At 34.3% G+C, this 22,014-nt stretch carries 22 protein-coding genes and 1 pseudogene; 7 read left to right on the top strand and 16 right to left on the bottom strand.

Annotation, left to right across the window (positions count from 1 at the left end; translation table 11 throughout):
• Nucleotides 1–69: 69 nt before the first annotated feature.
• Entirely contained in the window at nucleotides 70–1,521 is a 1,452-nt protein-coding gene (gene hslU / locus ABWU52_RS01050) for an ATP-dependent protease ATPase subunit HslU (RefSeq protein WP_353277107.1), read from the bottom strand.
• Nucleotide 1,522: 1 nt separating this feature from the next.
• On the bottom strand, nucleotides 1,523–2,077 hold the full coding sequence (hslV, locus tag ABWU52_RS01045) for an ATP-dependent protease subunit HslV (RefSeq protein WP_010406442.1): 555 nt from the start codon (nucleotides 2,075–2,077) through the stop codon (nucleotides 1,523–1,525).
• 82 nt (nucleotides 2,078–2,159) lie between these two features.
• On the opposite strand from hslV, the gene gshA reads away from it, so the two are divergent.
• The gene (gene gshA / locus ABWU52_RS01040; RefSeq protein WP_019236751.1) at nucleotides 2,160–3,314 is read left to right on the top strand and encodes a glutamate--cysteine ligase; all 1,155 of its coding nucleotides are present in this window, start codon (nucleotides 2,160–2,162) and stop codon (nucleotides 3,312–3,314) included.
• Here gshA and ABWU52_RS01035 read toward each other — a convergent pair.
• The 3 genes from ABWU52_RS01035 to ABWU52_RS01025 form a co-directional block, all read right to left on the bottom strand.
• The gene (locus ABWU52_RS01035; RefSeq protein WP_006014617.1) at nucleotides 3,311–4,111 is read right to left on the bottom strand and encodes a hypothetical protein; all 801 of its coding nucleotides are present in this window, start codon (nucleotides 4,109–4,111) and stop codon (nucleotides 3,311–3,313) included. The genes gshA and ABWU52_RS01035 overlap by 4 nt on opposite strands.
• 61 nt (nucleotides 4,112–4,172) lie before the next feature.
• Nucleotides 4,173–5,126: a ferrochelatase gene (gene hemH / locus ABWU52_RS01030; RefSeq protein ID WP_353277105.1), complete on the bottom strand. Its 954-nt coding sequence runs from the start codon at nucleotides 5,124–5,126 to the stop codon at nucleotides 4,173–4,175.
• Nucleotides 5,123–5,884 carry a hypothetical protein gene (locus ABWU52_RS01025; protein ID WP_353277103.1) on the bottom strand — a complete coding sequence of 254 codons (762 nt, stop codon included), beginning with the start codon at nucleotides 5,882–5,884 and terminating at the stop codon, nucleotides 5,123–5,125. The genes hemH and ABWU52_RS01025 overlap by 4 nt, the downstream gene beginning before the upstream one ends.
• Nucleotides 5,885–5,989: 105 nt before the next feature.
• Between ABWU52_RS01025 and ndk the strand changes: the two genes are divergently transcribed.
• From ndk to folD, 6 genes are all read left to right on the top strand, one after another.
• A complete protein-coding gene (ndk, locus tag ABWU52_RS01020; protein WP_015587995.1) occupies nucleotides 5,990–6,409 on the top strand; it encodes a nucleoside-diphosphate kinase in 420 nt (139 codons plus the stop codon).
• A gap of 122 nt (nucleotides 6,410–6,531) precedes the next feature.
• Complete coding sequence (locus ABWU52_RS01015) at nucleotides 6,532–7,710, top strand: aspartate aminotransferase family protein (RefSeq protein ID WP_015587994.1); 1,179 nt, start codon at nucleotides 6,532–6,534, stop codon at nucleotides 7,708–7,710.
• Nucleotides 7,711–7,778: 68 nt separating this feature from the next.
• Nucleotides 7,779–9,056 (top strand): HlyC/CorC family transporter, encoded by a 1,278-nt coding sequence (locus ABWU52_RS01010; RefSeq protein ID WP_353277101.1) that lies wholly within the window; start codon nucleotides 7,779–7,781, stop codon nucleotides 9,054–9,056.
• Between the two features lie 9 nt (nucleotides 9,057–9,065).
• Nucleotides 9,066–9,323, top strand: a complete 258-nt coding sequence (locus ABWU52_RS01005; protein ID WP_353277099.1) for a DUF2312 domain-containing protein — start codon at nucleotides 9,066–9,068, stop codon at nucleotides 9,321–9,323.
• A complete protein-coding gene (locus ABWU52_RS01000; protein WP_010406412.1) occupies nucleotides 9,316–9,891 on the top strand; it encodes a UbiX family flavin prenyltransferase in 576 nt (191 codons plus the stop codon). The genes ABWU52_RS01005 and ABWU52_RS01000 overlap by 8 nt, the downstream gene beginning before the upstream one ends.
• Nucleotides 9,875–10,762, top strand: coding sequence for a bifunctional methylenetetrahydrofolate dehydrogenase/methenyltetrahydrofolate cyclohydrolase FolD (folD, locus tag ABWU52_RS00995; RefSeq protein WP_353277097.1), 888 nt, complete (start codon nucleotides 9,875–9,877; stop codon nucleotides 10,760–10,762). Before ABWU52_RS01000 ends, folD begins: the two co-directional genes overlap by 17 nt.
• Before the next feature lie 137 nt (nucleotides 10,763–10,899).
• On the opposite strand, the gene ABWU52_RS00990 is transcribed toward folD, so the two are convergent.
• From ABWU52_RS00990 to ABWU52_RS00940, 11 genes and pseudogenes are all read right to left on the bottom strand, one after another.
• On the bottom strand, nucleotides 10,900–11,778 hold the full coding sequence (locus ABWU52_RS00990) for an IS3 family transposase (protein ID WP_353277659.1): 879 nt from the start codon (nucleotides 11,776–11,778) through the stop codon (nucleotides 10,900–10,902).
• Nucleotides 11,754–12,053 (bottom strand): transposase, encoded by a 300-nt coding sequence (locus tag ABWU52_RS00985; protein ID WP_064085359.1) that lies wholly within the window; start codon nucleotides 12,051–12,053, stop codon nucleotides 11,754–11,756. The genes ABWU52_RS00990 and ABWU52_RS00985 overlap by 25 nt, the downstream gene beginning before the upstream one ends.
• Nucleotides 12,054–12,215: 162 nt before the next feature.
• Nucleotides 12,216–12,572 (bottom strand): annotated as a pseudogene (locus tag ABWU52_RS00980) (hypothetical protein); the annotation flags it as partial.
• Nucleotides 12,573–12,692: 120 nt separating this feature from the next.
• On the bottom strand, nucleotides 12,693–15,161 hold the full coding sequence (leuS, locus tag ABWU52_RS00975) for a leucine--tRNA ligase (protein ID WP_353277095.1): 2,469 nt from the start codon (nucleotides 15,159–15,161) through the stop codon (nucleotides 12,693–12,695).
• A gap of 4 nt (nucleotides 15,162–15,165) precedes the next feature.
• On the bottom strand, nucleotides 15,166–15,756 hold the full coding sequence (locus ABWU52_RS00970) for a murein hydrolase activator EnvC family protein (protein ID WP_007302156.1): 591 nt from the start codon (nucleotides 15,754–15,756) through the stop codon (nucleotides 15,166–15,168).
• A 52-nt stretch (nucleotides 15,757–15,808) separates the two neighbouring features.
• Entirely contained in the window at nucleotides 15,809–16,135 is a 327-nt protein-coding gene (locus ABWU52_RS00965; RefSeq protein ID WP_010402982.1) for a MerR family transcriptional regulator, read from the bottom strand.
• Nucleotides 16,132–16,431, bottom strand: coding sequence for an integration host factor subunit alpha (locus tag ABWU52_RS00960; protein WP_211907504.1), 300 nt, complete (start codon nucleotides 16,429–16,431; stop codon nucleotides 16,132–16,134). The genes ABWU52_RS00965 and ABWU52_RS00960 overlap by 4 nt, the downstream gene beginning before the upstream one ends.
• Before the next feature lie 38 nt (nucleotides 16,432–16,469).
• Nucleotides 16,470–17,666, bottom strand: coding sequence for an MFS transporter (locus ABWU52_RS00955; protein ID WP_353277093.1), 1,197 nt, complete (start codon nucleotides 17,664–17,666; stop codon nucleotides 16,470–16,472).
• Nucleotides 17,667–17,972: 306 nt separating this feature from the next.
• The gene (gene uvrB, locus ABWU52_RS00950) at nucleotides 17,973–19,907 is read right to left on the bottom strand and encodes an excinuclease ABC subunit UvrB (RefSeq protein WP_353277091.1); all 1,935 of its coding nucleotides are present in this window, start codon (nucleotides 19,905–19,907) and stop codon (nucleotides 17,973–17,975) included.
• Between the two features lie 86 nt (nucleotides 19,908–19,993).
• Nucleotides 19,994–20,755, bottom strand: a complete 762-nt coding sequence (locus ABWU52_RS00945) for a cytochrome c1 (protein ID WP_353277089.1) — start codon at nucleotides 20,753–20,755, stop codon at nucleotides 19,994–19,996.
• Nucleotides 20,755–21,981, bottom strand: a complete 1,227-nt coding sequence (locus ABWU52_RS00940; protein ID WP_211907500.1) for a cytochrome b — start codon at nucleotides 21,979–21,981, stop codon at nucleotides 20,755–20,757. Before ABWU52_RS00940 ends, ABWU52_RS00945 begins: the two co-directional genes overlap by 1 nt.
• Nucleotides 21,982–22,014: the final 33 nt, after the last annotated feature.

The following is a 22,014-nucleotide window of genomic DNA, read 5'->3' as shown; positions in this document are numbered from 1 at the left end:
TTAAAGAATTACGAAGTAAGAAAAAATAAAACCTCTTGAATGCTCTATATTACTTAAAGTAGGCTTCCTCTAAAGTATAAATTTAGATAAATCAAGCTGCTTTGAAATTGACTCTAGTTTATCTCTTACATATTTGCTATCTATAACAAATTTTTCACTATTTTTTTCAGAAGCGATAAAACTTATTTCATCCAAAAGCTTCTCCATGACAGTATGAAGTCTTCTTGCACCTATATTTTCCACTTCTCTATTAACTGTAAATGCTATTTCAGCTATAGTCTCTATACCATCATCAGTAAACTCAAGTATTACATTTTCCGTTTTCATTAACGCTATATACTGTTTTAACAAACTAGATTCTGGTTCCTTTAATATTTTTATTAGATCCTCTTGAGTAAGCGCCTTAAGTTCCACTCTAATTGGCAATCTACCCTGTAATTCTGGTAAAAGACCAGATGGCTTAGATAAATGAAAAGCACCAGATGCAATAAATAATATATAGTCTGTTTTTACGGGGCCATACTTAGTTGAAACAGTTGTTCCCTCAAGTAATGGTAACAGATCGCGCTGCACTCCTTCTCTGTTGACTTCACCTTTTATTTCTGTACGTGCTGCAATTTTATCTATTTCATCTAAAAACACTATGCCTTCATTGCTAACAAGATCAATCGCTTCTTTGATTATCTTGTCTTCATCCATTAACCTTTCGCTTTCTTCATTAATCAATATTTCACGTGCTTCTTTCACTTTAACTGTAATAGTTTTTGTTTTTTTGCTCCCATTAAACATCTTGCCCACGATTTCTGTTACGTTCATCACACCAATTTGCCCACCTGGCATGCCAGGTATATCAAAAGTGGGTAACATACCCTTGCTCTCCCTGACGTTAATAGAAACTTCTCCATCTTCAAATTCCTTATTTCTCAGTCTTTCTCTGAAAACTTTTTTGCTTTCCTCGGTTGCATCTTCACCAACCATGGAGTTGACTATTATCTTTTCAGCCAAACCTAAAGCTTTTTTAGTTAAGGCTTTACGTGCTTTTTCCTTAACTAAAACTATTGCTGCGTCAACTAAATCACGTATTATCGAGTCAACATCACGTCCAACATATCCTATTTCAGTAAATTTCGTTGCTTCAACTTTTATAAAAGGTGCACCAGCAAGCTTTGCTAAACGGCGAGCTATTTCAGTTTTACCAACTCCCGTATGGCCTATCATGAGTATATTCTTAGGTATAATCTCTTCACGTAGTGGAAGTGGGACTTTATTTCGACGCCAACGATTTCTGAGTGCAATAGCAACAGCGCGCTTTGCATCATTCTGCCCGATTATAAATCTGTCTAATTCTTTAACTATCTTCTGTGGTGGTAGATCATCTAATAAAGCTTGTGAGCTTTGAATGCTGCTACTTCCTGTACCTTCATTTTCATAGAGGCTATTTTTCTCATTACAGTCATCATTATTATCAAATTGACCTACTACAGATTGACTAGAAAAATTAGCACACAAAGTTCTTGACATATTACTCCTCTATTTTTTCGATAATTAGATTATGGTTTGTATAAACACATATATCGGCAGCTATCTTCATAGCCTTTTTTGCAATCTCCTCTATTGATATTCCTTCAACGTCAATCAAAGCTTTTGCTGCAGATAAAGCAAAATTTCCTCCAGAGCCAATGGCTGCAATGCCATCTTCAGGTTCAAGAACATCACCCGTTCCTGTAATGACCAATGAAATGGACTTGTCTGCCACGATCATCATAGCTTCTAATTTTCTTAGATATTTATCCATTCTCCAGTCTTTTGCAAGTTCAACACATGCCCTCATTAACTGTCCTGGGTGCTTATCAAGTTTAGATTCTAGCCTTTCGAAGAGAGTAAATGCATCAGCTGTTGCTCCAGCAAAACCGGCAATTACGGAATCACCAGAAAGACGCCTAACTTTTTTTGCTCCAGATTTTATAACGGTATGGCCTAGCGAGACTTGCCCATCACCTATTACTACTACATTTTTGTCTCTTCTAATTGACAGTATAGTAGTACCATACATTTTACTGCTGTCATGATGAATCATTTTTTTGTTATTTTAATTCGTTATATTATATTAAGATTATAACTTATAATATAGTACTTTTCTTATAACATTTAAAGTGTAGATGCAAAACATAATTCATCCAAATCTGGAAAAAGATATAAATAATTGGTTCAAAACAAAATTTAATGGTTTTACATTACCATTTTATAGCTCCATAGATCTTAGGAATTCAGGCTACAAAATTGCTCCAGTAGACGCCAATTTATTTCCTGCAGGGTTTAATAACCTAAGTGAAGTATCAAAAGCGATAGCAGCAAAATTGATAAAAAGCTACTTCGAAACAAAACAATATAAAAAGGCCCTTATAATACCGGAGAATTACACACGAAATAAAATGTATATAGAAAATGTATTTGCCATAGAAAAGGTACTGCAACTCGCAGGTTTTGAAACTAGAATTGGCCTCTTTCATAATGAAACGTACAATTTAATAGAACAGTATGAAACTGTTGTGAAAGAAAACTCTTTGCTGAAGACAACTTCAGGATTTGTGCCTGATGTTATTATACTGAACCGTGATATGACGAGCCACATTCCAGACACGCTAGAAAACGTAAAACAAGAGATAGTGCCAAGTCCATTATATGGCTGGCACAGTAGGCAGAAATTTCAATATTTTGAAATCTATCAAAAATTAGTGTCTGAATTTTGTGGCGAATTTAAAATGGACCCATGGCTTATTTCTGTGCTTACAGAAAGCTGTAATGGAGTTGACTTTAATGATGATTCATCACTAGGAGCAGTAGCGACTAAAGTTGACCAAATATTATCTCTAGTGCAAAAAAAATATGAGGAATATGAAATAAAAACACAACCTTACGTTTTTATCAAAGCAAGCAATGGCACATATGGAATGGGCATTATAACAGCAACAAGTGGAAAGGAAATATTAAATCTCAATAAAAAAAAGCGTCATAAAATGAAAAAGATAAAAGAAGGAATAGCAATCAATAGTGTTATTATACAAGAAGGTGTACCAACTATTGACATATTTAAAAGTAGTTCTGCAGAACCGCTAATATACTATATAGGAGATACTCCAACATGTTACTTATACCGATGTAATAGCAGGAAAGATGTATATTCTAGCTTGAATTCCACTGACTGTGAATTTTATGACATCAGCCAAGAAAATAAAACTTTGCCACTTTGGAATATTGTTAGCAAATTAGCAGTGCTAGCATTGGCAGTAGAAATTAAGTCTTTTCATCTCTAATAATTAATTTCTACAATGCTGCCATTATGCTGAATATGGTGAGCGTCATCAAGTCCAGTAGAAGGATCAGTACCATTATTAGGTTGATTGACAAACTTATCGATGTTTGATACTAGATATGCTATGCTTAGTATCAAACTGACCGTAACAGTTAAGTTGAAATTATAGATTATGCCACCACCCAAGTCTATTGGTATGGTTGGAAGTTCCATTCTTTTTAATATGAAGCTTAACAAGCCCAATGACAAAGCGAATGTGCTAAAAATAACTTCTTTGCCATATTTAGCAGACTTTTCAGAATCCTTATTATCTAGATACTTCTTCCATGTATAATAACAGTTTATGCATTCTGAAAATAGAAATAGAACTGCTGATGTTAAGCTAATATAACTTATTACATCCTTGTTGTTTCTAGCTAAGAAATGAATGATTTTTGTCTGCATCAATATTCCTATGACACAGTTTGCCAAGAAGGCTAAGCTACCCACAACCTGTATTGGTTTTTCAGGTTCATTTCCCCCTTTACCATTCTGAAGTTTTTTAGATTTATATCCAGCTAAATTGAGACCAAAATGAAGAGCAAATATTATTGATGTTGGTAGTTTTATGAACTTAGAAATATCTAATATAGTACAAATATTGGATCTGTTGTTATCAATAAACTCGCAACAGAATTGCAATGAAATTTTACACAATATGCCTGTTAAACCTACTGCAATACAATACATCTTTCTAATATCATGATTGTGAGCATCATGTATACTTTCTATAAATGTATTTGGCTTACCTTTTGGCATAAGTAGATAATAAAATAATAACTTTTTAATATTATACTATAAAAATCTAAAAAGAAAAGTGCTATAAATCAGTACTTTGAGAGTGATCTAAACATAAATCGGCCAAGCACTTGATAAATAAGAGATCAGTACTGAGAGTTGGTACGCGAAAGTAATATCCGTCTTTGATAATTGCTTTATACTCTATATCAAGTTCAACCAGTGTTTCAGAATGCTCAGAAACAAAAGATATAGGTGATAAAACTACAGGTATATTATCGTCTTTTGCGCGTGATAGCTCACTTTCAGTGCTAGGCTCCAACCATTTTACAGGGCCAACCTTACTCTGATAACATATTTCCCAATCAAGATCTTCAATATTCAATTTTTTTACTATTAATTTTACTGTTTTTTCTATCTGTGAAGCGTAAGGGTCGCCTTTTTTAATGATACTAAGAGGTAAGCTATGAGCCGAGAATAGGACTCTTGGCTTACCGATTTTGCTAGCTAATTTATAATATTTAGACGTCAGATTAACATGAGCTTCAATAAAGTCTTCATTGTCATAATAATGGTGAATTGTTTTTGTGTTACATTCCAGTTTGGCATTTTTTTGCCAATTCTCGATGGATGATAGAGTTGTGGTGGTTGAATATTGCGGATATAGTGGTAGTAGAATGACTTCGTCAGGGTCGAATTGCTTTACGCTTTTAACAACTTCATCAGCAAATGGATGCCAATAACGCATGCAGATGAATATCTTATATACATGGTTTCCATTTTCATTTAATTTTAGTTCTAAAGCATCAGCTTGTGCTTTCGTATTCTCCAAGATTGGCGATTTACCTCCAATGTGCTCGTATATTTCTTGTGCAGTACTTTCTCGCCTTTTGGAGATAAACTTTGCTAAAAGAAAGCGGAAAGGATTGGGTAGATTGACTATTCTTCTATCATAAAATAGATTAAACAAGAAAGGACGTACTGCACTTAGTGAATCAGGTCCACCAAGGTTAAATAAGATTACTGCCTTCTTCACTGACAGCACCTTTCTTCAGGTTTGCCTATAAAATCAGCTACACACTCATCAAGTTTAGTTACAGGCACTAAATTTCTCACACTAGCATACAATAGATGACCAGATCTCTTCACGTTACTCTGTGTAGATACAAAGTTTCTATCAAAAACCACATCAACACAAAAACTTGGCACTGCTTCAAAAAGTTCAACAGCAGCCAAAGATATCATTATGCAGCTTTGTAGAGCCTTCAGAAAAATCGTAAGGGGAAAAAGTAAAACCCTAACAAAGAGAGAGGGAGGACTTTCATTCATTAGTTGTCCTTGATTAGGAGAATTATACTCAATATGCTGTCTGTTTTTATCAAAGATAGGAAATTTTATAATGTCTTTCTTAAATTCCTGCTCTATTTGTTTCTTGGTATAATTTTCATTATTAGTCATTTTTTTCAATAACTTTTCACGCAAGTGAAAGGTTCTTACAACAAAACATGTTGCAACCATCAGTGCAGCACATATAAGTGCGCACTCGATAAGGCTTATGTTGCCTACCATAGCTGGTAATACAAAGCAAAAAAACAGCGGTATGGCAATCATTTCACCAAATGGAACAACGTTCCTTTTCATCGCAAAAGCGGCACCTTCTTTTAATTTTGTATTATTGTGTAAGCTATACTCTAAATAACTTAAAAATGCCAAATTAAAGGTTAAAAAACCTTTTGTTCCGCAGAAAATTGATGATTTAAGATTATTCACTAGTTTCTTACGACAGTAAACCATAAACTACCCCTTGATGTTTTATTCTTGACTATAAATAAAAAATCTCTTTGATGGAACAAAAATTCACAATAAAGTAAATATACGATCTTAATATAAGGGAATGATATGGCAATTGAGAGAACACTTTCGATATTAAAACCTGATGCAGTAAAAAATAATATTACAGGCAGTATAAATTCTTACATTGAAAAATCTGGACTAAAAATTATAGCACAGAGAAAGATGCTGCTGACAAAAAAACAAGCAGAGCTGTTTTATGAAATTCATAAGGATAGGCCTTTTTTTGAAGAGTTGGTGGAATTTATGACTTCTGGGTCTGTGATAGTTCAAGTTTTAATCGGTGAAAATGCAGTCAGTAAATACAGACAAATCATGGGTGCTACAGATCCAAAACAGGCAGATAAAGGTACAATTAGGGGTGATTTTGCTAATGATATTAGTGAAAATAGAGTGCATGGTTCTGATAGTCTAGAGAATGCTCATAGAGAAATAGCTTTCTTTTTTGCTGAATGTGAATTGGTGTAGTTTTACTTTTTTACATATTAAATTTCTGAATTTTATGTTGAACTGTATAATATTAGCCCAATTTTTAGTTTAAGCAATATTAAGGGAAAGCTTTTTCATGCACAGTATAGATAATATTTAAAATGGATCATGTTGTTAACGCTTATAATAGATCTGAAGCTTCTATAGTTAGAGGAGAAGGAGTATATCTCTTCGATAAGGATGGTAAAAAATATTTAGACTTTGCTGCAGGAATTTCTACAACCTCTCTAGGGCATTGTCATCCATACATTACAGATAAACTGAAGGAGCAACTGGATTCATTATGGCACTGCTCTAATATTTTTACTATTCCTCAGCAGGAAAGGCTTGCTCAGCGTTTAACAGAACTTACCTTTGCCGATAAAGTTTTTTTCTGCTCAAGTGGACTTGAAGCAACAGAAGCTGCAATTAAATTTATTCGCCGCTATTTCTACTTAAATGGACAAGAAAAGCGCAGTCACATCATTACAATTGAAGGAGGTTTTCATGGCCGCAGTATTGCTGCAATTTCAGCTGGGGGAAATGAAAAATCACGCGAAGGTTTTGCTCCACTCCTTTCTGGTTTTGATAAAGTTCCAAGAAATAACATTGAAGCATTAGAAAAGAAGATCAATAGCGAAACAGCTGCCATATTTTTAGAGCCCATACAAAGTGAAGGCGGAGTACATCCATTGGACGTAGAGTATCTTAAAAAAGTAAGAGAGATAACAAAAGCTCAAGGAATAATTTTATGCTTTGATGAAGTGCAATGCGGATATGGACGGATTGGCTCTCTATTTTACTATCAAAATATAGGAGTTGAACCTGATATGCTCACTTGTGCGAAGGCTATGGGTAATGGATTTCCTCTGGCTGCATGTTTAGTAAAAGATTATATAGCAGAAGCAATCACTCCAGGAACTCATGGGTCAACTTATGGAGGTAATCCACTTGCTATGACTGTTGGTAATGCAGTACTCGATGTAATGCTAAAGGAAGGCTTTTTTGACCATGTTAAGAAGGTCAGTAAATACCTAAAAGAAAAGTTGTTGCCTTTGACTGAAGAATTTCCGAAGATCGTTTCAGAAGTTCGTGGGGAGGGTTTATTGATAGGGATAGAGCTTAGAGTACCTTTGGCTGATAAAATTGTTAAACAATCTCTTGACAAAGGCTTAATAATGACTAAAATTTTAAATAATAGGGTAATAAGAATAACTCCTCCACTTGTTGTTGAGAATATGCATGTGAATGCAGTGTGTGATATATTTCATGATTTATTTTTTTATATTAAAGATATATAGACTTGCAAATGCTTCTTACAACATATAAAATCAACTCTGTTTCTATATCGCAATAACATCATACTTTAATGGATTGGTTATTGATTTCAGTACTGTCAGCAATTTTTTTCTTATTGATTTTATCGTTTTTGTTCTCAGGAGCAGAAATAGGGTTAACCTCAATTAGCCGATCCCGAGTGAATAAACTAAAGCTAGAAGGTAACAAAAAAGCCAAGATAATAGAGCTTTTGTTAGGTAAAAAAGAATTAACAATAGGAACAATATTACTCTGTAATACAATTATTAACATTACTTGCTCTGCTTTATTTACAGTAATATTTATAAATTCTTTTGGGAGTGAGGGCATATTTCTTTCAACATTCATGATGACGTTTTGTATTTTGCTATTTTGTGAAGTTTTACCAAAAACTTACGCCATGCAAAATCCTGAAAAATTTACATTACTTTCTGCTTATTTTATGCTGTTTTTTGTCAAGGTTCTTTCTCCATTGACATTAGGCATTCAGTTTATTGTCAATATCATTCTGAAGTTATGTGGGCTTCATAAGAATAGGGAGGTAATATCTGCAGCAGATGCAATGCGTAATATGATTACTCTTCACCGCAGTGAGGGCACTATGTTACAACAGGATTTAGATATGCTAAATAGTATACTTGATTTGGCTGAGACAGAAATATCACAAATTATGACCCACAGGAGAAACTTATTTTCTCTTGATATAGATCGAAACAAAGAAGAGTTAATAAGAGAGATTTTAACCAGTAGCCATAGCAGAGTACCTTTATGGCAAAAAGAACCAGATAATATTGTTGGAGTGGTTCACGTGAAAAATCTAATAAATGCCTTGCGTGAAAAGGATAATAAAATAGAGATTGCCAAAGTTATGTCAAAGCCTTGGTTTATACCAGAAAGTACGCCACTCAGTGTACAACTTCACAACTTCCGTAAAAACAGGAAACACCTTGCATTTGTTATTGATGAGTATGGAGCACTACAGGGAATCGTAACTCTTGAGGATATACTGGAAGAAATAGTTGGAGAAATTTCAGATGAACATGATTTGATCACAGAGAATTTTATAAAAAAGATATCCGATAATATGTATCACATAGAAGGAAAATCTACTATTAGGGATATTAATAGACAGTTACATTGGGATCTTCCTGATGAAGAAGCTACAACTCTAGCAGGTATGATTGTAAACGAGATAGAGCGCATTCCTGAAGAAAATGAAGAGTTTTCCATGTACGGTTTTTACTTTAAGATTTTAAAAAAAGATAAAAATATTATTACTATGATTGAAGTACAAGTAAAAACTACTAATACTGTAGTAGCAATTAATTAGTTGGGTTCTATGGAAGATACAGTAAAAATAACGGCTGAAGATTTGAAGCGCTATATAGAGAGAATCGAAAAACTTGAACAAGAAAAGAGGGATGTGCAAGATCACATTCGTGATGTATATGCAAAAGCTGCAGATGAAGGTTGGGATATAAAAGTGATGAAACAGATTATTAGGCTAAGAAAGATGGATGATGATGACAGGGAGGAACAGGAAATATTACTTGATACCTACAAACGTGCATTGGGAATGAATTACGAAGGTGAATAGTAGGATTGTAATTGGAATAAGTGGAGCATCTGGTTCTATTTACGGTGTACGGATTCTAGAGGCACTAAAAAATACCAATCATGAAACTCATTTAGTGATCAGCAGTGCTGGAAAAATAACTATAGCTCATGAGATTAAAGAAAAACTTGAAGATATTATATCGCTTGCAGATTTTTACTATTCTGAGGAAAAAATAGGAGAAAAAATAGCAAGCGGCTCGTTTAAAACCTCAGGTATGGTTATTGCTCCATGTTCTATGAAAACAATGTCTGAAATAGCATCGGGGGTGACTTCCAATCTATTAACAAGGGCTGCAGATGTAACTCTAAAAGAAAGAAGAAAATTAGTTCTTATGGTGCGAGAATCTCCACTACATCTTGGACATCTCCGAAATATGTTAAAACTAACGGAGATGGGAGCAATTATTGCTCCGCCGATGCCTGCTTTTTATATTAAACCAAAATCTTTGGATGATATTGTAAATCATGCTGTTGGTAAAGTATTGAATTTATTTGATATTGCATTACCTGACTTCAAGGAGTGGCAAGGAAATGTCAATTATTATTAACGGTAAAAAAATAGCAAATGATCTCTGTGAGGAGCTATCAAAAAAAATTGATATTTTAAAGAAAGAGTATAATGTTTTTCCTTGTCTTAAAGTAATTCTTGTGGGTAGCAATCCAGCAAGTCAGGTCTACGTTCGTAATAAACAAAGAAAAGCAGAATCAATAGGCATAAGTTCTGAAACTATTGTTTTGCCTGATAGTATCTCAGAAGATGAATTGATTGAAAAAGTTAATACATTAAATGAAGATTCATCTGTGCATGGAATTTTAGTTCAGTTACCTTTACCAAAGCACATCAGTGCAAGCAGAGTAATTAATACAGTGAGTGTTAAAAAAGATGTAGATGGCTTTCATGATGAGAATGTTGGCAGATTAGTTAAGGGTGAAAAAAATTGTCTGATACCTTGTACTCCCAAAGGTTCTTTGCACTTAATTAAGTCAGTTGAAAATAATCTGTCCGGTAAAAACGCAGTAATCATTGGCAGATCAAATATTGTGGGCAAGCCGATGTTTCACTTATTGTTGCAGGAAAATTGTACCGTTACCATCTTGCATTCACAAAGTAGGAATTTAGACGATTATTGTTCTAAAGCGGATATAGTAGTTGCAGCAGTTGGAAAACCAAATTTTGTTCAACCAGATTGGATAAAAAAAGGTGCAATAGTGATTGATGTTGGCATAAATAGCATTAACATAGGAAATCAAAGTAAGCTTGTGGGTGATGTTGACTTTGAGGGAGTAAAAGAAAAAGTCAAAGCTATTACTCCAGTGCCTGGTGGAGTTGGCCCGATGACAATAGCATTTCTTATGATAAACACTGTAGTTGCTGCTTGCTTACAGCGGGAAGTTGATCCTTCTGATTTTATTGCTTAAGGTTTAGCTTAATGTTAGCATAAACAGAATACCTTTGCAAATAGCACATATATAGCACCGAGCATACAACTGTGTATAAGGATTCAAAGTGTGTGACCTTACCCAGAAAAAGTAGACAGAAAGTTAAGACGTTTTTACTATGAGAATGATGAATCAAAAAGCTCAGGAATGCAATAGTTAATAGTAGAATGTCTACGCTGTTTATTATAAAAAATTTCTATATATTCAAATATTGCGGTTTTAGCTTGTTGTGCAGAGTGTTGTGAAGTATCAATGAGTAACTCTCTCTTAAGTGAACTAAAAAAGCTCTCTGAAACAGCATTATCATAACAACAACCTTTGTGACTCATACTAGAAGTAATATTTTTTGTACTTAGTAAAAATTGATAATTTTTAGAGGTGTATTGCGATCCTTGATCGCTATGAAATAGTAGATTTTTAGCAGATTTGCGCCTACCAATAGCCATGAATAACGCATCTATAACTAATTGCCTATTTACTGCATTACTCATTGACCAGCCAATCACCATGCGTGAATATAAATCTATTATTGCTGCCAAATATAACCATCCTTCATTAGTTTTTATGTACGTAATATCAGTTACCCATATCTTGTTAGGTTGATCAGCGATGAAATTCTGATTTAATATGTTAGGAGTTATAACTCTATTGTCTATTTGTGGTTTTTTACTTTTAAACTTTCGTCTAAGCTTAGCTTGAATGCCATTTTTCTGCATAACATTTTGCACTGTTTTGATGTTATAATTTTTACCTAAAGCCTTTAATTCAGCGTGAATTTTAGGAGCTCCGTATCTGCATTGTGATGCTCGATATACCTTCTGAATATCTTGTATGAGCTCTTCTCTTATTGATTTTTTGTTGTTTTTTTCCTTAGTAATCCATTTATAATAACCACAAGCAGATACGTTCAAAAATCTGCATGATTCCCGTATTTTATAGCATTTTTTATGTTCTTTTATAAAAGAATATTTTACTCTTTTTGGTTTGCAAAATATCCCAGGGCTTTTTTTAAAATGTCTCTTTCCCTCGTTACTCTTGCCAGCTCTTTCTTTAAATCAAACTTTTCTTTGTCACAATGAGCTACTTTCCCTTTTCCTGGAAACGCATCTACTCCAGACATTCTATCATTGTATGTTTTTACCCATCTGCTTAATGAATCACCGCTAATACCCAAATCTCTTGCTATTTTTGCTGATGATTGACCTGTTTCTTTTACTAGTCTTATAGCTTCAATTTTGAATTCTGCTGTATATTCTTTTCTTTTTGTCATACCACACCTCTTTGAAAAAACGTTTTATTTTACTTCAAAAACGTCTTAACTTTCTGTCTACTTTTTCTGGGTAAGGTCAGTTTCATAGCTTAAAAATTATAACGTATACCTACTTCTATGATTGCATCTGGTTTTTTCATCGGTGGTTTAAAGCTGACCTTACCCAAGAGAAAAAGGCATTACTTGTAGATATCCTCCTAAACCTCCACTGACATATAGTTTCACAGGATCAATGTCAACGTCAGGATAATAACGGTAATTTGCTAATAAACTAGCTCCCATTTTCTTGTCTGCTGCACCAAACATATCACTTACGTCGGTGAGAATCTCAAGTTCAAACTTAGAGCTTTTATCATAATTATAACCAAAAACTAAGCCAGGTTTTATTTTTAATCCAGTACCCCATCCACCACCAAAGTTTAAACCTGCGTAGTACTGCTCTTTTGCACTATTACTAGCTGCACCTGCTAGAGATGAAGTGAGCAACACAGCTAAAACACACAATCCTTTTATTTTCATATAACTACCCATACAAAAAAATATATAATGCATAAGTATATATCCTTTATATTAAAAAAGATATAACCTCATACCAAAAAAAGTATACCTACGAAATTAGGGACATGCTACTCAAAATTTTTATATAACTATGTTTACTACCTTATTTGGTACAGCATATATAGTGCGAATTTTGCTTTGATCGATTTTGTTAGATACAGAATCTGTTGCTATTTTCTTCAATTTTTCTTGAGGTAAATCAGTTGCCACTTCAATGGTTGCACGTAACTTTCCATTGATCTGCACTGCTACAGTCACCATATTATCAATTAGTAGTGATTCATCAGCTTTTGGCCAAGGTTGCATATATAGCATGCCTTCGCCTCCTATTTTTTGCCATAAATTTTCAGCCAGGTGTGGCATGAATGGCTCAATTACTCTGATTAGTATGCATATACCTTCATCAATAAGAGATTTTCCAGTTTTTACGTCTATTTCAGCTATTAAATTTGTCATTTCACGAAACTTTGCCACCACACAGTTTAATCTGCAGTTTTCCAAGTCATCTGTAAGCCCTTGCAATAGTTTATGGATTTTTTTTCTGTACTCTAGGAGTTTACCTACAATGTTTTCATTATCATAGTGTATGTTTACGGGCCTAAGTTGCACTACCATACGCCACAATTTATTTATGTAGCGAAAACAACCTTCCACGCCATCATCAGACCATTCCATATCTTTTTCTGGGGGGGTATCGGATAATACAAACAAACGAGCAGTATCAGCACCATATTTTTCTATGATAAAGTTTGGGTCAACTGTATTCTTCTTTGACTTACTCATCTTTTCGACTTTTCCAACTTGGATCTTAGCACCCTTCGCAATCAACTCTTTTGCTTCTTCGGGAAAGAGCCATTTGCCATTCTCATCTTTATAAGTTATATGGCAGACCATTCCTTGAGTGATTAAAGTAGAGAAAGGCTCTTTAACGTCAAAATAGCCACATTTAGTTAAAGCACGGCAGAAAAACCTTGAGTAAAGCAAATGTAGAATTGCATGTTCTATTCCACCTATGTAATAATCAACAGGCATAAAACGATTACAAGTATCTTTATTAATCGATTTATTTTCACTGCAAAATGCAGCAAAATACCAAGAAGATTCAAAAAAAGTGTCAAATGTATCAGTTTCACGTTCTGCTTGCTTTCCGCACTTTGGACAATCAACAAATTTCCAGGTTGGGTGCTTATCCAGGGGATTACCACCACTTGTAAATTCTACATCCGTTGGTAGAACAACAGGGAGGTCTTTTTCTGGAACTGGAACAATTCCACAATCTTTACAATATATAACAGGTATAGGACATCCCCAATAACGTTGCCTTGAAATTCCCCAATCATGCAAACGGTAGTTTACTGTTTTTTTGCTTATTCCTTTTTCTTCAAGCTTTTTAATGATTACTTCCTTTGCCTCATTAATCATTAGTCCGTTTAAGAATTCAGAATTGAACATCACTCCATCACCGAAGTACGGTTCTTTTAAGATCTCTGTGGTCTCTGTGCTCTCTTCACAAACTACAGGAATAATCGGTAAACCATACTTTTGTGCAAATTCAAAATCACGCTGATCATGTGCAGGGCAACCAAAAATCGCACCTTCTCCATACTCCATCAACACAAAATTCGCTATGTACAGTGGCAACTCTTTATCAAGAAATGGATGTTTGACATTTAATCTTGTGTAAATCCCGATTTTTTCATCATTCTCCCCCTTTGCCTTCACACTGTCGATAAAGCCTTGTATGTCTTCGTTCTTAAGATCTCGCACAATAGGATGCTCTGCTGCTATTGCAAGAAAAGAAGCTCCAAATAAAGCATGAGGACAAACTGTAAAAACCTTTAATTTCTTATTCAAGCCAACTATTTCAAACTCTATAGTTACCCCTCCAGATTTTCCTATCCAACGCTCTTGCATTGTTTTCACGTTCTCTGGCCAATTTTTTAAACTTTGCAAACAATGAAGCAAATCTTCAGCAAAATCAGTAATCTTTAAAAACCACTGAGATAACTTACGTTTTTCAACAACTGCACCTGATCGCCATCCTTTTCCATCAACCACTTGCTCATTTGCAAGCACTGTTTGGTCCACTGGATCCCAATTAACCCACGACTCTTTTCGATAGGCAAGACCATGCTTTAAAAAATCCAGAAAAAATTTCTGTTCGTGTTTGTAATAATCAGGCTCACATGTGGAGAGCTCACGATCCCAATTGTATGAAAGACCTATAGATTTTAGCTGCGCGCGCATATTATCTATATTATCTTTTGTCCATGCTGCAGGGTTAATGTTATTGTCCCTTGCTGCATTTTCAGCTGGTAATCCAAACGCATCCCAGCCAATTGGGTGCAAAATCTCAAATCCACGAGCTCTCTTGTAACGTGCTATAGCATCTCCTATTGCATAGTTACGCAGGTGCCCCATATGAATCTTACCAGATGGATATGGAAACATTTCCAACACGTAACATTTCTTCTTTTTACTATCTTTACTTACAGAAAAATCCCACTTATTTTGGTAGAATTTTTCAACGTTTTTAAAATCATATTTCATAAATTCAATCACAGTTTATATGTACTAAAGGATCGACTGCTTGACCATTATGCCTTATTGTGAAACACATCTGCGGATCTTTATCTTGTGTGCTTGATTTACCTGCAGATCCAATTACTTGACCTTGTTTTACTTTATCACCAATTTCAACTTGTATGTTTTTTAAATAGGAGTACATAGTCATGTAATTATCTTTATGTTCCACTATAATTAAATTTCCGTACCACCTCAGGCCTTTGCCTACGTATATTACTTTGCCAGGTGCAGAAGCAATAACCTTTGTTCCACTTTGAGCAGTAATTTTTATGCCATCTTGACATATTTTATCAGAAGAGGTAACTGCACCTTTAACCGGTATTACAAATTTACACATGCTTTGTGCATTATTGTTATATACCTTATCTACAAAGGCTTTTCTACTTTCTTTTCGCAGCGAAGAATCAACATTTTCTTTAATCAAATGATACTCCCTTGTGTACTCTAGGTCTCTTTTCCCATAAAATTCTTCGCCTTTAAGTAGTACAGGTGCAGGTTTTTGCAGGCCACAGCTTATCAGTATTGCTGATAATATAAAGAACAATGCTATACGACACATACACTTATCTCTAGATATATCAACTTTCACAAAACTTTATAGTGTTTTTCGTCTATTTATTACTTTCTTCATTTATTTTATCAGTCAAATAGTCTCTTAAATCGGTAAGTTCTTGCAACAAATTTCTTGAATAATGATCAATTCTTACATCGTTACCAAATTCCTTTTGTACTCCTTTTATTGTATATCCTTTGTCATATAGCATATATTTTATTTTCTTTATTGCCTCTATACACTTATGATCATATAGTCTTCTTCCCTTCCGTTTTATGGGTTTAATTTGATGGAATTGACTTTCCCAGAATCTTAAAACATGCTGCTCCAAATGTAGTTCTTCAGCTACTTCTCCAATTGTGTAAAATAATTTTTCCTTATTCATCGGTTGTTTATTAATTTCTTCATCATTTTTGAAGGTCTAAAAGAAATTGATTTTCTCGCTTGAATTACTACCCTTTCCGATGTCTTTGGTATATTTCCTGGTCTTTCTTTCTTGTTTTTAACCAAAAATGTTCCAAATGAAGATATTTTTACTATTCCATCCTTTGCTAAGCTCGTTTTTATCTCATCCAATATATCATCTATTATTGCAATAGAGTCTTCTTTCGATAATCCAATTTCCTGGTTTATACATTCAGCTATTGTTGCCTTAGTTACTGTTGTGTCTTTTGTTGTCATAATTTATTACAGTATGTTAATATAATATAACAATCGACTCAAGATTCAGCTACTTTATTTTTATAGTATGTTTCTTTTGTAGCATAATTAAAAATACTAGCAAATGTTAACATTGCAAATATTGTGAAAAGCGCCATTTGATGATCTGAAAAAAGTGCTAAAATTGACACTAAAATTCCACTCATAACAAACATAAATCCATTGATAATGGATGATGATGTGCTAATATACTTCTGCTCAACAATCTCACTACCAACAGTAAAATTAAGCATATGTCCTCCTGCAAAAAAACCAAACATTAACATACAAAAGTATATAATATGAACTGTTAAATTGCCGCATAGTAAAATAATAGCTGAAATACTTTGCAATGTGGCAAAAGCAGAGATTACGTGCCTTCTATTTTTAAATAGATTTGAGATTAGATCTGCAATTGGAGCACCAACTGCAAGACCAAGCCACAATATTGCAGTTGCCACACCTAACTCCATTGTATTGAGTTCTAAGTTGCTTAGTAACCTTGGTGCCCACAGCATATTAAGCGCTAAAAATGTTCCAAAAGTAATAGCACCCACTATTGAGGTTATCCAGATATCTCTTAATTTTAGCACTGTTAGTACAGAACATATTACTGTTTTTATAGAGCTCTTTATTGTGTATTCCCCCAAATTTTTTTTTGAAAGTCCTTTCGGATAAAAAAACATAAGTACAAATATCGATACGCCAAATAATATTACGCATACAATAAGATTTTTCCAATCTGCACCTTCGGCAAGCAAGCTAGAGAAGCACATTTGAATCATCAAAGCAGAAAGACTTGAAATTGTCTGCACTAGTGAGAACATCAGTCCAAATTGAGTAAGGGGAAAATATGTGCTACTTACATGAGCAGCGCCAATAAAACCAAACGATGCTCCAATTGCGATCAAAAATTGAGATAAAATTAAATGGGCAAAATTGTCACTCTTGATAAGGACAAAAAAAACAAAGAGCATGATTGATAATGAGAAAAAATAAATTTTTTTGCTGGAAAAAACATTAAACATTGCCCCACTAAAAAATTGTGAGATAGCAAAAGTCCAAGTATATGCTGAATTAGCTAGTGCAACTTGCGCGATTGTGAGCCCAAGTTCTTTTTCAAGATTCACGCTTATAAAGGTGTAGATTATCTGCATATTGCTGAATACAACAATCAAGTTACTGATTAGCCAAATGAACCAAGCTTTATTTTCCATAAGATTTTTTTATAAATAGTCCATTGATAATAAACCTCTTTTAGGCTCTGATTATTGTTAAAACAGTTGCAATTATAGTATGATATAAAAGCTATGAAACAACAAATTTGTTGTGAGATTTAATTTGTTAGAGTCTGTACATAATCTCGAGAAAGAAATAAGTTCAACAATCATTACCTATAAGATAAAAGGTGAAAATTTGAAATTATCATGAACTGGCTCATTTTTCTGCCACTCGAATGATGTTCTTTCAATTGTTGGTAAATCAAAGTCGGTTTAACTATTAATTATTTATCTTTTTTCTAGTTATGCAACGGGCCTATTATTAAATCTTTCAATAATACCTTTTATTTTTGCCGCCTCTTCAAACTCTAAATTTTCAGCATGCTTCAACATTTGCTTTTTCAGACTATTTAGATCATCCTGACTAAAATTCTCAACTACCACTTTTTCCTGTAAAGTATTTGATATAGGCTTTATTATAGTTTTTGGTACAATATTATGCAGTGTATTATGCTCTGTCTGTTTCTTTCTTCTCCTTTCAGTTTCTTTCAGTGCACGATCCATAGAATTAGTAATTTTGTCTGCATATAAAATTACTCTGCCTTCAACATTTCGTGCAGCACGACCTATCGTTTGAATGAGCGAAGTCTCTGATCGTAAAAACCCTTCTTTGTCAGCATCTAAAATTGCAACCAATCCACACTCGGGAATATCAAGACCTTCCCGCAACAAGTTAACGCCAACAAGAACATCTATTTCTTTAGATCTTAATTTGCATATAATTTCAATTCTTTCCAGTGCACCAATATCTGAATGTAGGTAAGTTACTTTCATACTGAGCTCACTCATATGCTCAGCTAGTTTTTCAGCCATTTTTTTTGTCAATGTGGTAATTAGAATACAAAATCCTTTTTTTATCGTCACTTGTGCCTCATGAATCACATCATCAACCGGACTCCCTGTTGGTTTTATGATGCAGATGGGATCTGTCAGTCCTGTTGGGCGGATAACTTGCTCTATAAATGCGTGATTAGTCTTTTCTAATTCATATTTTCCTGGAGTAGCCGAAACGTAAATAGTCTGTGGCCGTATTGCCTCCCACTCTTCCAATTTTAATGGACGGTTATCAAAAGCAGAAGGTAGCCTAAAACCATAATCTATCAATTTCTTTTTACGTGCTTCATTACCGCTATACATTGCACCTATCTGGGGAACGGTTACATGGCTTTCATCAACAAATAAAATTACATCTTTAGGTAAATACTCAAACAATGTAGGCGGTGGATCTCCGGCTTTCATTCCATAAAGATAACGCGAATAATTTTCAATACCTTTACACACTCCCGTTGCCATCATCATTTCAATATCAAAATTAGTACGCTGCTCAAGGCGTTTTGCTTCAACAATTTTGTTCTGTGAATAGTAATAATCCAGGCGTTCATGTAGTTCTTTTTTAATCAATTGAACTGCTTGCAAAAGAGTCTCACGTGATGTAGTATAATAGCTATTTGGAAAAATGGTGACTGTATATATGCGTCTGATAATATTGCCGTTCATGGCATCAATCTCAGAAATTTCCTCTATTTCATCACCAAACAATGATAAACGCCAAGCTTTATTTTCATAATAGGCAGGAAATATATCAATAATATCGCCGCGCACTCTGAAATATCCTCGCTCAAATCTGACATCAGAACGTTTATATTGGAGATTAACTAAATTATTCAGAAAGTCATTAACATGAATCTTATCTCCAGCACTTAAAGTCAAGGTCATGCTGAGATAGCTCTCAGGCGAACCAAGACCATATATACAAGAAACACTCGCAACTACAATCGTGTCCCTACGCTCCAAAAGAGAGCATATAGCAGAATAGCGTAGCATATCAATTCTTTCATTTATTAAAGAGTCTTTTTCAATATAAGTGTCTGTTTGTGGCGAATAAGCCTCAGGCTGATAATAATCATAATAAGAAATGAAGTATCCAACAGCATTGTGGGGGAAAAATCCTCTCATCTCCTCGTAAAGCTGTGCCGCTAAAGTTTTATTATGCGCCATAATTAACGCAGGCCTGTTTGTTCTTGCAATAACATTTGCCATAGTAAAAGTTTTTCCAGAGCCAGTTACTCCAAGTAAAACCTGATCTCTTTTTTTGTTATTTAGTCCTTCAACTAAACTATCTATTGCTTGTGGTTGATCCCCAGCTGGCTGAAAATTTGTAACTATTTGAAATGCCATAATCCCTATACTTTCATAATATATTTATCATTACATAATACACATGATATTATGAGTAAGGTATAAAAACGAGCGTAAATGAAGTTCTATTTTCCTTTTTTATAGAGTTGGCTCCAAACTCTATTGTTAGTGAGAACAAAAAACACCGTCAAAATTATAAAATATGTCACTATTTTTAGCCCAAGTTTATGTCGGCGCTCCAGTTCTGGCTCTGCTGCCCATTGTAAGAAATTTACCACATCATATGCCATATTTTCAACTGTGGCTTGCCTTGTACCATCATATTCTACCATTCCTTCAGATAATGGTGGTGCCATAGCTAACCTGCCTGTTGAAAAATATGGATTAAAATATAAACCGTTCTCATCATGTTCACCGTTTTGATAACCAATTAGTAGTGAATAGACATAATTTGCACCATCATGTCTTGCTTTGACAATTAATGATAAGTCCGGTGGAATTGCTCCATTGTTGCTTGCTGCAGCTGCTTCTTTTGTATCAAAAGGTGCAATAAAATAATCCGAAGACACTCCCGACCTATCAAACATTTCACCCAAATCATTCGGACCATCTTTAACTTGGTAAGAGGCTGCAATTTGTTTTACATCCTCTTCAGAAAAACCAACATCTTGCAAATTACGAAACGCTATTCTATTCATTGAATGGCAAGCAGCACAGACTTCCTTGTATACTTTATAGCCACGCTGAATTGACTCTCTATTGAAAGATCCAGTAATTCCATCAAAACTCCAGTCGATTTTCTTATTTGGTAAAGGTTTAAACTCCTCTGCAGACAAAGAATTAGTGAGAAATAATATACAAAATACAGCAACTTTAACCAACAGCATCACTTCATCTCCGGAACGGAATCGCTTATTGTTTTTGGTAATTTTTTTGGTTTCTCATACTTACTAAGTAAAGGTAAAACTATCACAAAATATGAAAAATAATAAAGAGTTGAGAGCCTACTTAAAGTAATATAAGGCTCTTTAACTTCCTGCCCCCCAAGCCAAGCAAGAAATGCAAAATTTATTGCAAAAACCCAAAAAAATTTCTTAAATAATGGGCGATAAGCACCACTTTTAACCTTTGATTTATCAAGCCAAGGCAAAAGAAACCAAACTAAAATAGATCCAAACATGGTAAGTACACCAATAAGCTTATTTGGAATTGAGCGCAACATCGCATAAAAAGGTAGGAAATACCACTCTGGTACTATGTGTACTGGAGTTACCATAGGATCAGCTTCTATATAATTATCAGGATGACCAAGATAATTAGGGGCATAAAAAACAAATCCAAACAAAATTATAAAAAATAAACCAAAAGTTATGCAGTCCTTTGCTATATAATAAGGATAAAAAGGAATAGTGTCCTTACCTGACCTTACTTCTATTCCACTTGGGTTATTAGAGCCAAATCTATGCAGAGCAACAACATGCAACATAGCTAAAGCAATAATAATGAAGGGCAGAAGATAATGAAGGGCAAAAAAACGATTAAGTGTTGGGTTATCAACGGAAAAACCACCCCACAACCATATAACTATTTTATTGCCAATTAAAGGTATGGCTGAAAATAAGTTAGTTATAACTGTTGCACCCCAAAAGCTCATTTGTCCCCATGGAAGAACATATCCCATAAAGGCAGTTGCCATCATTGCAAAGAATATAAATATGCCAATAAACCACACCATTTCTCGCGGTCTCTTATAAGATCCGTAATATAATCCACGCATGATATGAACATAGACCACCATAAAGAAGAGTGACGCCCCAACAGCATGAGTATAACGTATCAGCCATCCATAACTTACGTCACGCATTATACGCTCCACACTATTAAATGCATGATCAACATGCGGAGTGTAGTGCATGGCAAGAAATATACCTGTTATTATCTGCAAAATTAGTGCTATACCAGCCAAAGAACCAAAATTCCAAGCATAATTTAAATTTTTTGGTACTTGATAAGAAGCAGTATGTTTTAGAAAAGAAAATATAGGCAGTCTATACTCTATCCAACCTAATATACCTTTTTCTTCTGTTATTTCTTTCTTGCTATCATCTTCCATAACTTAAAGTTTTTTCATCTTAACTCATTTTAT

Source organism: Wolbachia endosymbiont (group B) of Villa cingulata (genome assembly GCF_964028285.1).
Lineage (GTDB): Bacteria > Pseudomonadota > Alphaproteobacteria > Rickettsiales > Anaplasmataceae > Wolbachia.
This window is presented reverse-complemented; position numbering and strand designations above follow the sequence as displayed.